Origin of the sequence: Spirosoma oryzicola (genome assembly GCF_021233055.1) — a bacterium.
GTDB lineage: Bacteria > Bacteroidota > Bacteroidia > Cytophagales > Spirosomataceae > Spirosoma > Spirosoma oryzicola.
In genome coordinates, this window is the sequence record NZ_CP089538.1 from 2062501 (window position 1) to 2073038 (window position 10538).

Below are 10538 nucleotides of genomic sequence, written 5' to 3' on the forward strand. Positions count from 1 at the left end.
GGCGGTCTAACCTAGACTTAGGGACCGTGTTTGGTGGGTAGTTTGACTGGGGTGGTCACCTCCGAAAGGGTAACGGAGGTTTCCCAAGGTTTGCTCATGCCGGACGGTAATCGGCAGCGGAGTGCAATAGCAAAAGCAAGCTTGACAGTGAGGCAAACAGGCCGATCTGGGACGAAAGTCGGGTATAGTGATCCGGTGGTTCCGCATGGAAGGGCCATCGCTCAAAGGATAAAAGGTACGCCGGGGATAACAGGCTGATCTCCCCCAAGAGCTCACATCGACGGGGAGGTTTGGCACCTCGATGTCGGCTCGTCACATCCTGGGGCTGGAGAAGGTTCCAAGGGTTCGGCTGTTCGCCGATTAAAGTGGCACGCGAGCTGGGTTCAGAACGTCGTGAGACAGTTCGGTCCCTATCTGTGGTGGGCGTTGGATGACTGAGGGGGTCTGTCCTTAGTACGAGAGGACCGGGATGGACCAACCGCTGGCGGATCGGTTGTTTGGCCGCAGGCACGGCCGAGTAGCTACGTTGGGAACAGATAAGCGCTGAAGGCATCTAAGTGCGAAACTGGCCCCGAGATGAGTCATCCGGTATAAAGGGTCGTAGGAGACGACTACGTTGATAGGCGACAGGTGTAGGTGCAGAGATGCATAGAGCTGAGTCGTACTAATGAGCCCGGACGCGTGATTGTTGTTGCTGCAAATGGAATGTGTGGAAATGTGTGTATTGAATTGTTTGTTTCTTTCTGTGGGGACAAAGACAACGCCATAAAGACATAAAGACTTTGAGCGCAAGCTCGACGAGTTCAACAGGTTGGTGCGGTTAAGGCGGGTGAACACCTCTTCCATTTCGAACAGAGCCGTTAAGCCCCGTACTGCCGATGGTACTGCTGTCACAAGCGGGAGAGTAGGAAGGTGCCACCTTATGATATAAAGCGAGTGAATAGGAGACTATTCACTCGCTTTTTTTATGCCTTTTATACTGACTCAGTAGAGTAGTTTAGCCTTTTTCTTAACTTAGTTCTTTGAGTCAACCCTGTAAAGAAATGGCAATCTTCAAACTGCAAGTAAACGGCCGCAGCTATCAGGCTGATGTCGATTCTGATACGCCCCTGTTGTGGGTCTTACGTGATTCTTTTGGCCTTGTTGGAACGAAATATGGATGCGGAATCGCGCAGTGTGGTGCGTGCACTGTGCATTTAGACGGTGAAGCAGTCCGCTCTTGTGTACTGCCTGTATCTTCTGTCGGCAAAGCAAAAGTCACGACTATCGAAGGGCTTTCGGTAAAAGGAGATCACCCCGTGCAGAAAGCCTGGGATGAAGTTGACGTGCCGCAATGTGGTTATTGTCAGGCGGGGCAGATCATGACCGCAGCTGCGTTATTAAAGCGTAATCCAAAGCCAACGCAGGCGCAAATTGACGATACGATGACCGGTAACCTTTGCCGGTGTGGTACGTATCATCGTATCCGCGAAGCGGTTAAGCTGGCAGCTGATTCGACTTCCTCTCCTAAACCTGCAAAAACAAAATAGCCATGCAGACCCTCTCAAAGCCAAGTCGTAGGAATTTTTTAAAGATCGCAACAGCCGCTGGTGGCGGTTTGTTGCTGGGCTTTAACTGGTCTGAGTCCGAAGCTGCTGGATCTACTCTTGTCGATACGACAGCAACTGCTGTTTCAGGCGTTGAGTTTAACAGCTACCTTTCGATCAGCCCGCAGGGAGTTATCACTATTTTTTCGCCAAATCCCGAAGTTGGACAAGGGATTAAAACGGCTTTCCCGATAGTAGTAGCCGAAGAATTGGACGCTGACTGGAAGAAAGTGGTTGTAGAGCAAGCTCCTCTCGACACTAAAAAATTTGAACGCCAGGTAGCGGGTGGTAGTGGTTCTATTCCTCATTCCTGGCAGCGGTTACGCAAGGCGGGAGCGACTGCCAGGCAAATGCTGCTGGAAGCCGCTTCCAAACGCTGGAATGTGCCCGTCTCTGAATGCACAACCGAAAACGGATTTGTCCTCCATACGGCTAGTAATCGTCGACTGAGCTACGGTGAATTAGCTACAGATGCCGCTCAGCAAACGGTTCCGGCTGATGTTAAGCTGAAAGATACCAAGGATTTCAAACTCATTGGTTCGACCATCAAGAACGTCGACAATCCGAAAATCAATACTGGTAAGCCGCTATTTGGTTTAGACTTTTATAAGGAGGGTATGTTGTTTGCCATGCTGCAACGTCCCGCTTTTGGTTATAAGTTGAAATCACTGGATGCGAAAGCCGCCAAGGCAATGTCGGGTATTGTCGATGTAGTGACGTTCGATAACAACGTCGCTGTCGTCGGTAAATCAACCTGGCAGGTGAAGAAGGCGAAAGATGCGCTGAAAATAGAATGGGAAAAAGCGGAAGCACTGGAAAGTACTACGGATCATAATCGTATTCTTAAACAGATGCTGGACGATTCAAACGCAACCGTTCGTCGGAAGGATGGTGATGTAGATAGTGCATTCAAAAATGCGGCAAAGGTTGTCAAAGCCGAATACCAATGTCCGTTTTTGCCCCACAATCCGTTGGAGCCAATGAATTTTTTCGCGCATGTTCGTCCGGATGGTGTTGAGCTGGTCGGGCCTACGCAAACGCCGGAGTTAGCTCGCAACGAAACGGCCAAGCTGCTTGGCATTTCGCCTGATAAAGTAAGCGTTCAGTTAACGCGGATGGGTGGTGGGTTTGGCCGTCGCCTGAAGGCCGACTACGTAATTGAAGCGGTTCAGGTGTCGAAGCTCGTAAATGCGCCGGTCAAAGTTATCTGGACCCGTGAAGATGATATGAGTGGTGGAAGTTACCGTCCTGCTGTGCGATACCGTTTTGAGGCTGCTCTCGATGGGCAGGGCAACATGATCGGTTATAAATTGCGGGGAGCGAGTATCAACGCGGGGAACGCAACGCGCGAAGATAATTTTCCGTCGGGTGCCGTTGACAACCTGTTGATCGATAGTGTAGATCATAAATCGCCGATTACGACCGGTCCCTGGCGCGCGCCAATTACCAACTTTCTGGCTTTTGCTGAGCAGTCGTTCCTGGATGAAGTGGCGCAGGCTGCCGGAAAGGACCCTGTACAGTTCCGGCTGGAGCTGCTCGATAAAGCGAAGCAAAAGCCGGCTGGGGCAATCAAATACGACATCGACCGCATGAAAGGCGTTATCGAACTAGCTGCTGAAAAGTCGGGATGGGGCAAAAAGAAAGGAGCCGATGGTAAACCAGTGGCGCAGGGTTTCAGTGTGTATTTCTCACACCGTTCGTATGTTGCCCAGGTCGGTGAGGTGGTGATGCAGAAAGGCAAGCCCGTTTTGCAAAAAGTTTACTCGGCTGCTGATTGTGGCATTGTTATCAACCAAAGCGGATCGCAGCAGCAAGTGCGTGGTTGCATTGTTGATGGTATTGGACACGCTATGTACGGCAATATGACCTTTAAAGAGGGTGTCCCCGATCAAAAAAACTTCAATGAGTACCGGCTTATCCGGCTCAATGAAATTCCGGAAATTGACGTGCACTTTGTAAAGAATGATATTGAACCGACGGGATTGGGCGAACCATCGTTACCACCCGCCGGAGCCGCCATCGCGAATGCCATCTACAAAGCGTCGGGCAAACGGTTGCGCAGCCAACCATTCATTGAGCAGGAAGAGTTCAAAGAATTTAAAGGCGTATCGTAGTTTTATTACTCGAATAGTTTACAAACAGAAAACCCGGTCTTAGCCGGGTTTTCTGTTTGTTCAGAATGATTGTTGTTACTGCATAGCAATTACTCGGTTTGATTTTTCGGTAGGGCGGGTCGATACGTTTAACTGCTTGCGGATGCTGCCCTCGCTTGATTTTACCTCCAGTTCGTATTTACCGTCGGCCAGTTGCTCGACATTTAATTTTACAGCATACTTCGTTTCTTTTTTGCTGATGTTCTGGTTGAAAATAACCTGATTGTCAGCATTACGAAGCATCACGACAACGGGTACCTCATCTGTCTTATTAACTGATACGCGAATGTGATTGCTAACGGTAACAAAAGCACTGGCATCAAAGGACAAAGCTTTCGGTGTCGTTGGATTGGCTAAGGTTGCAGCGCTCATGAAGAGAGAAATAGCCAGATTACTCATGAATGATAGCATAGTAGTAGTTGTTTAATGTTCTGGAGTTAATTCGTTGTCTTTCGTTGTTTACTCGTTCATTATGTATAAGCCAAAGCTCGTGCCAATCGAGAGCGTGATTGACAGTCAAGTAGTTAACTGTTAAACTGTCCGCTACTTTTGTCCGCAACTGGACAACTCTCGTTCACTTGCGGACAAAAGTAGCGGGTGCTTTACTCGGCAGAAAGTGAGAAAAATATGAATTGTCAGGAATAGCTTTTTAAGCGTATGTTATCCTGCTTGAGCTGTGTTTTGGTTCGTTTTAGCGCTTTGTCTAACAGGTCGCTATTGGTTGGTGCGGGCTCTTGAGTTACACGTTGCTCTCGTTGGTCTTAAACCAATACTTACCTTTCTGAGTGCTCTTCGATCGGTTACAGAATAAGGAACTCAAACTTCGAATGGCCGTTCAGGGTTGTCGTTCTTACAAGCCATTCACATTTAACTATGTCTACCGTTGACCACGTTCTGCTTGGTTACTCCATTTTTATTGTAATAGCCTCCTTTCTTAACCTTATACGGCTCGACTACTGGTGGATTCGGATGTGGGATTTTCCGCATTTGCAGCTTACCGTCATGGCTGCTGCCGGTTTGTTAAGCTGGTTGTGGCTCGATCATCTGATGGACGGGTATCGGGTGTTAATTCCGATTGGATTGCTACTGGCGCTACTCTATCACGGATGGCTTATTTATCCGTTTACGCCCCTCTACCGGAAGCAGGTAGTACGCTATGTGGGTAAAAAGGATGGTGATGAACTTGATGACAACACGATTCGACTGCTCGTGTCCAATGTCTACATGGAAAACACCCAAGTACCAAAAGTCAGGACGTTGGTCGAGAAGCATAAACCTGATGTTGTGCTGATACTGGAAGCGAATCAGAAATGGAAAGATGAATTAGCGTCGATAGAGGTTGACTTTCCACACCGGATAATGCATCCGCTGGAGAATACATATGGTATGCTGTTGTATTCACGCTTTCCCATTCGTCACCACGAACTACGCTTTTTGATTCAGGACGATATTCCATCGGTATACGCTCAGCTTGAGCTGCCCTCAGGAGAGCTGATCAACTTTTATGGGGTTCATCCCATGCCGCCCAGCCCAACTGAACATTATCGGTCAACCGAACGAGATGCTGAACTGTTGCTGGTTGGCAAGGAAGCCAGGGAAAAAACAGGGCCTGTTATTGTGGCTGGTGATTTGAACGACGTGGCCTGGTCGCACACAACGCGCTTGTTTCAGCGAATAAGCGGTCTGCTGGATCCCCGAATCGGTAGGGGGTTATACAATACATTTCACGCCAAGTATTTCTTTCTACGCTGGCCTTTGGATCATGTGTTTGTGTCGCATCATTTCCAGCTACAGAAAATACTGCGCCTGCCAAACTGCGGATCTGACCACTTTCCGATGTTTATTTCGCTAACCTACGTACCCGAAGAAGAACAAGTGATTGAGGAAATCCCGCAACCCGAAGGGAACGATTTAGAAGAAAGCAGAGAAAAGATAGAAGAAGCCACGTAGAGCGGATCTAACGTGATGACAACTAATGGTTGTTTATCGCTGTTATGTTGAGATAAGCAGTAATCAACATGAGCAGGGCTTTTCTAAAAAACGAGAGTGCAGACGATCCCGTTGTTATTCCGGCACGGGCACCGCTGCCAATAGGTACCATCAACTACGTTACGCCACGCGGTTTGGCTTTGTTACGCACCGAACTGGAGACGCTGGAAAGTGAACGGGCACATGTTCAGTCGAACGAGAGTGATGAAACGGAGCGAACCCGGCAACTGGCGTTGCTCAATGGCCGGATTGCTAACCTTAACCAGCGCATTGCCAGTGCAAAAGTTGTCGATACGCGCGACCATCCGGAAAACGAAATTCGTTTTGGGGCGACCGTCAGCCTACATAGCCAAACAGACGCACCCGTTCATACTGATCGTCAGTTGACAATTGTTGGCGTTGACGAAGCAAACGCTAGTCTAGGCAGGATCGCTTTTACGGCACCGATTGCGCGGGCATTGCTGGGAAAGCACGTGGGAGACACCGTTTCGCTGCCCGCGATCCGAGGAATCAACAAAATGGAAATAACCGCAATAACCTATGACGAAGCCAGTTAACCCATAGTACCGTCGTTCGGTTGCTGATAACGGTAGCGCTTACACCTGCAAAATAGATGAATCGTATCCGGAGAATAAGGTGGTCAACATTCGACTAAACTCGGCCTGTACGGGAGCCGTAATGACAACCGGTTCGCCTGTTTGCGGATGCGTAAACTGGATACGGCTAGCGTGTAGCAACATGGTGTTCATGGCAAATTGATCCAGAAAAAGTTTGTTCTGTTTGTTGCAACCGTGGGGACGGTCGCCGATGATTGGATGGAGGATATGCGCCATGTGTTTACGCAGTTGATGCATACGTCCCGTCGTCGGTTTAAGCTCGACCAGCGAATAGCGCGAAGTAGCGTGCTTGCCGAAGGGTAGCGGAATCTCTGCGCGTTGTAATGTTTTCAGTGCCGTCACCGCGTCCTGAACCACACCGTCATCTCGTCGTAGTGGATAGTCAATAACTTGTTCATCATCGGTATAACCCCGCACGATAGCCAGATACGTTTTGTCAACGGCTCCCTCAGCAAATTGCTGCTGCATAACCGAATTCATGGCTTCTATCAGCGCAAAAAGCAGTACACCGCCCGTTTTGCGGTCCAAACGATGCACGGGATATACGCGCTGGCCTAGCTGGTCGCGGAGAAGCTGAACCGCAAATTCGCTGGCGTCACTAGCTATCGGGGATCGGTGGACCAGTAGTCCATGTGGCTTATTGATCGCTACCAAATCCACGGTCTGATACAGCAATGTCAAGGGCTGACGTGGATCAGGTACTACGTTACTTACCTCCATAATGGACAAAAATACGGGATAGATGGCTATGTCGTACGAAACGGCTGGTGTCCGCTCGGGTGAAGTATTATTTTTGCGGCTTGGCTGGTAACTTTTGCGTTTCTTTGCCGAAGAAAAGGCTCGGTGTCCTTAACATTAACTTACCCTTCAACGTCACGTTCATGTCTCTTTCAACAAATTCACTGCGGGTTCTTGTGGTCGGCTGCGGCAACATGGGCTCGTCGCACGCGATTGCTTATAAAACGTTGGATGGTTTCGATATCTGCGGAATCGTATCGACTGGAAATAGTAAGGTAGTTCTTAACGAACGACTGGGCGGAGGGTATCCTTTATTCGATGATTATACGACAGCACTGGCCGAAACCCAACCCGATGCCGTCTGCATTTCAACCTATCCTGATACGCACGAAGCGTTTGCGATACAGGCATTCGAAAAAGGCTGCCACGTCTTTATCGAAAAGCCGGTTGCCGACACCGTAGAGGGCGCTAAGCGGGTAATTGCAGCCGCCGAAAAAGCCGGAAAGAAGCTTGTAGTCGGCTATATTCTGCGGCATCATCCTTCCTGGGAGAAATTTGTGGAAGTAGCCCGCGAAATGGGTAAGCCGCTGGTAATGCGGATGAACCTGAACCAGCAAAGCCACGGCACAATGTGGACCGTGCACCGCAATCTGATGAAAAGTCTTAGCCCGATTGTCGATTGTGGTGTGCATTACATAGACGTAATGTGCCAGATGACGCGGTCGAAACCGGTTCAGGTAAACGCCATCGGTGCTCGTCTGACGAATGACATTCCCGCCGATAATTACAATTACGGCCAGTTACAGATCCGCTTTGAAGATGGTTCTGTGGGCTGGTACGAAGCAGGCTGGGGGCCGATGATGAGCGAAACTGCGTTTTTTGTGAAAGACGTTATTGGACCCAACGGCTGCGTTTCTATCGTCGCCAAAAATGCTGGAAGTGCTGGTAAATCAGATAATGTCGATTCGCACACAAAAACCGAATCGTTACGTGTTCACCGGGCCGCGCTCAATGCGTCAGATCAGTTTGTGGAAGAAGATACCTGGATTGATATGCAGGATGAACCTGACCACCAGGAGCTTTGCAACCGTGAACAGCGCTATTTCCTGAAAGCAATCCAGGAAAACATTGACCTGACTGACCACATGCAGGACGCTGTCAACAGCCTGCAAATTGCGTTCGCCTGCGATGAGTCCGTGCGGACGGGACAGCCGGTACTTTTATAACGGAGAGAAGATCGTTTATTCAGGGCTGTGTTCGCACAGCCCTTTTTGCGTTGTAATCACCATCCATAAAGCCTTCACCTATGACTATCTTTCCTACCCAATATTCGACTTTGTCCGCGTTGGCTTTGCGAGATCGTATTGCAGAACGCTACGGATTTGATGAGCTTCGTTGTCGGTTTCTGCTGCACGGAGTCAGCGATACCTATGTGCTGGAAAGCCCCGTCGAAAAGTACATCTTCAAGGTATATCGGGATGCTCACCGGAGCCTGAACGAAATAAAGGGCGAAGTAGAGCTGCTTAACATTCTGAAGGAGCAAGGGGCAAAAGTGGCTTATCCAATTCGAGACATGCGGGGTGAGCAGATTCAGGTGTTCAACGCTGCGGAGGGAACTCGGCATGGTGTCCTGTTTACGTTTGCCCATGGATATAATGTCTATGATCTAACAGACGAGCAACTGCGGGTAGTAGGGAGAGAGATGGCCTTTAACCACAACATTACGGCCCGAATCGACTTATCGTACGAGCGAAAAGCGTACGACATGGATACCACGCTCACACGACCGCTCGAACTCCTTAAGCCAGCCTTTGCCGATAATCTGGAGGGCTACACATATCTGTTAGCGCTGGCTGATCAGGTCAGGGAAAAAATGGCATCGTTCGATACGGATAACTTTGGTTATGGTTATTGCCACTACGACTACTTGCCAAAGAACTTCCATTTTGATGGTAATGCGTTTACTTTGTTTGATTTCGATTTCGCTGGCAAGGGGTATCTGGCTAATGATCTGGCGTCGTTCCTGGTTCATTTTTTCTTTCATACCATTACCGGAAAAATAACAAAGGAAGAAGGAGATCGGCAGTTCGCGGTATTTATCGAGGGTTATCGGCAAGTGCGTACACTGTCTGATGAAGAATTGGCTGCGGTTCCGTTCTTCGGTATTATGTTCTGGATTTTTTACCTGGGCTTTGCGTACGAAAACGTTGACGATTGGTCCAACAGCTTCTTCGGACCACGGTATCTGAACGAACGGGTATCTGCAATCCGGCGATTCACGGAGATGTATTGTGCGTTTTGACAACTAGTAGAGAATACAGAACGATGCGGCTAGTACAAGCGATAACGACTATTTTTTTCGGGCTACTCCTGCTGGATGGACTGCCTTCTTATGGGCAGCGGGCAAAAGAGCTACAGCGTTTTCAGCTGGCCCAAGTTCAGCAGGGCGTTGCTGTCGATGCGTCTTATTTCTACGTCGTCAACAACCATTCGCTGACGAAACACCTCAAATCGGGTGGTAAGCAAGTGGCCGTCTGGCAAGATACAACGGGGCTGCTAAAGCACATGAACAGCGGTGTAGTTATCGGGAAGAAGCTGTATTGTACGCATTCCAATTATCCGGACGTGCCTATGGCAAGCTCGCTCGAAATTTTCGACACCCGTACGCTACGGCATATCGGTACGCATAGTTTTGGCCTTTTTCCCGGATCAGTTACCTGGGCCGACTTTCACCAGGGACACTGGTGGGTTGCTTTCGCCAACTATTCGGACAAAGCCTCTGCCGAAGGACGTGACAACCGCTGGACTACCCTGGTGAAATTTACCAAAAGCTGGTAACAGGTGGAGGCCTGGACGTTTCCGCCTGTTGTATTGCAGGCATTTTCGCCAAAGAGTACCTCTGGCGGAGCGTGGGGGAAAGGCGGATTCATCTACTGCACGGGCCACGATAAACCTGAACTATACGTTCTCAAGCTACCGGAGCGTGGGCATACCCTGCAATACGTAAAAACAATACCGACCATCAGCGAAGGGCAGGCGTTTGCGATTGACCGGAGCATCAGGTCAAAACAGGTTCTATACGGTATCACCCGGCACGACAATTACGTAATCGTATCGGTTATTGACTAACTGAACACTGACTTTGTACTAAAACCGTTCGACCAATACCCATGACTAAGCCTTACTAGGGTTAATCCTAGTGGTGTTCTTCCGGCAATAATTAGTTGTAGGCATTATTCGGAATCGAGCGTTCCTGCCTATGCGCTTCGTAGCGAGTAGGGTTTGTTAATAATTAGTATATGGGTAGATCGAATTGGATAGAGCTAATTTGGGCTACTAAGATCTACAAATAGGATTAAAAGATAAATATCTGTAATACAATATATTATCTATAGATTTTTGGGTTTATTAAAATGTACTTAAAAATTTATTAAAAAATTTTAATTATCGATGAG

10 protein-coding genes and 2 rRNA genes (1 of these 12 running past the window's edge) are annotated in these 10538 nt (G+C 48.8%); 10 read left to right on the plus strand and 2 right to left on the minus strand.

Annotation, left to right across the window (positions count from 1 at the left end):
- From LQ777_RS08325 to LQ777_RS08340, 4 genes are all read left to right on the plus strand, one after another.
- A 23S ribosomal RNA gene (locus LQ777_RS08325) occupies window positions 1-689 on the plus strand (it extends 2145 nt beyond the left edge of the window).
- A gap of 121 nt (window positions 690-810) precedes the next feature.
- Window positions 811-921, plus strand: a 5S ribosomal RNA gene (gene rrf / locus LQ777_RS08330).
- Window positions 922-1043: 122 nt separating this feature from the next.
- A complete protein-coding gene (locus LQ777_RS08335) occupies window positions 1044-1529 on the plus strand; it encodes a (2Fe-2S)-binding protein (RefSeq protein WP_232562058.1) in 486 nt (161 codons plus the stop codon).
- A 2-nt stretch (window positions 1530-1531) separates the two neighbouring features.
- Window positions 1532-3700, plus strand: a complete 2169-nt coding sequence (locus tag LQ777_RS08340) for a xanthine dehydrogenase family protein molybdopterin-binding subunit (RefSeq protein WP_232562059.1) — start codon at window positions 1532-1534, stop codon at window positions 3698-3700.
- 75 nt (window positions 3701-3775) lie between these two features.
- Here the strand turns inward: LQ777_RS08340 and LQ777_RS08345 are convergent, their stop codons facing one another.
- The gene (locus LQ777_RS08345; RefSeq protein ID WP_232562060.1) at window positions 3776-4150 is read right to left on the minus strand and encodes a hypothetical protein; all 375 of its coding nucleotides are present in this window, start codon (window positions 4148-4150) and stop codon (window positions 3776-3778) included.
- A 462-nt stretch (window positions 4151-4612) separates the two neighbouring features.
- Here LQ777_RS08345 and LQ777_RS08350 point away from each other — a divergent pair, with 462 nt between their 5' ends.
- Window positions 4613-5689, plus strand: coding sequence for an endonuclease/exonuclease/phosphatase family protein (locus LQ777_RS08350; protein WP_232562061.1), 1077 nt, complete (start codon window positions 4613-4615; stop codon window positions 5687-5689).
- Window positions 5690-5757: 68 nt separating this feature from the next.
- Window positions 5758-6285, plus strand: a complete 528-nt coding sequence (locus tag LQ777_RS08355; protein WP_232562062.1) for a GreA/GreB family elongation factor — start codon at window positions 5758-5760, stop codon at window positions 6283-6285.
- 39 nt (window positions 6286-6324) lie between these two features.
- Here the strand turns inward: LQ777_RS08355 and LQ777_RS08360 are convergent, their stop codons facing one another.
- Entirely contained in the window at window positions 6325-7065 is a 741-nt protein-coding gene (locus tag LQ777_RS08360; protein ID WP_232562063.1) for a pseudouridine synthase, read from the minus strand.
- A 161-nt stretch (window positions 7066-7226) separates the two neighbouring features.
- Here LQ777_RS08360 and LQ777_RS08365 point away from each other — a divergent pair, with 161 nt between their 5' ends.
- The 4 genes from LQ777_RS08365 to LQ777_RS08380 all read left to right on the plus strand — a co-directional run bounded on the left by LQ777_RS08365 (window position 7227) and on the right by LQ777_RS08380 (window position 10212).
- On the plus strand, window positions 7227-8309 hold the full coding sequence (locus tag LQ777_RS08365; RefSeq protein WP_232562064.1) for a Gfo/Idh/MocA family oxidoreductase: 1083 nt from the start codon (window positions 7227-7229) through the stop codon (window positions 8307-8309).
- Window positions 8310-8389: 80 nt separating this feature from the next.
- The gene (locus LQ777_RS08370) at window positions 8390-9385 is read left to right on the plus strand and encodes a phosphotransferase enzyme family protein (protein WP_232562065.1); all 996 of its coding nucleotides are present in this window, start codon (window positions 8390-8392) and stop codon (window positions 9383-9385) included.
- A gap of 23 nt (window positions 9386-9408) precedes the next feature.
- Window positions 9409-9921, plus strand: coding sequence for a hypothetical protein (locus LQ777_RS08375; RefSeq protein ID WP_232562066.1), 513 nt, complete (start codon window positions 9409-9411; stop codon window positions 9919-9921).
- Between the two features lie 3 nt (window positions 9922-9924).
- The gene (locus LQ777_RS08380) at window positions 9925-10212 is read left to right on the plus strand and encodes a hypothetical protein (protein WP_232562067.1); all 288 of its coding nucleotides are present in this window, start codon (window positions 9925-9927) and stop codon (window positions 10210-10212) included.
- Window positions 10213-10538: the final 326 nt, after the last annotated feature.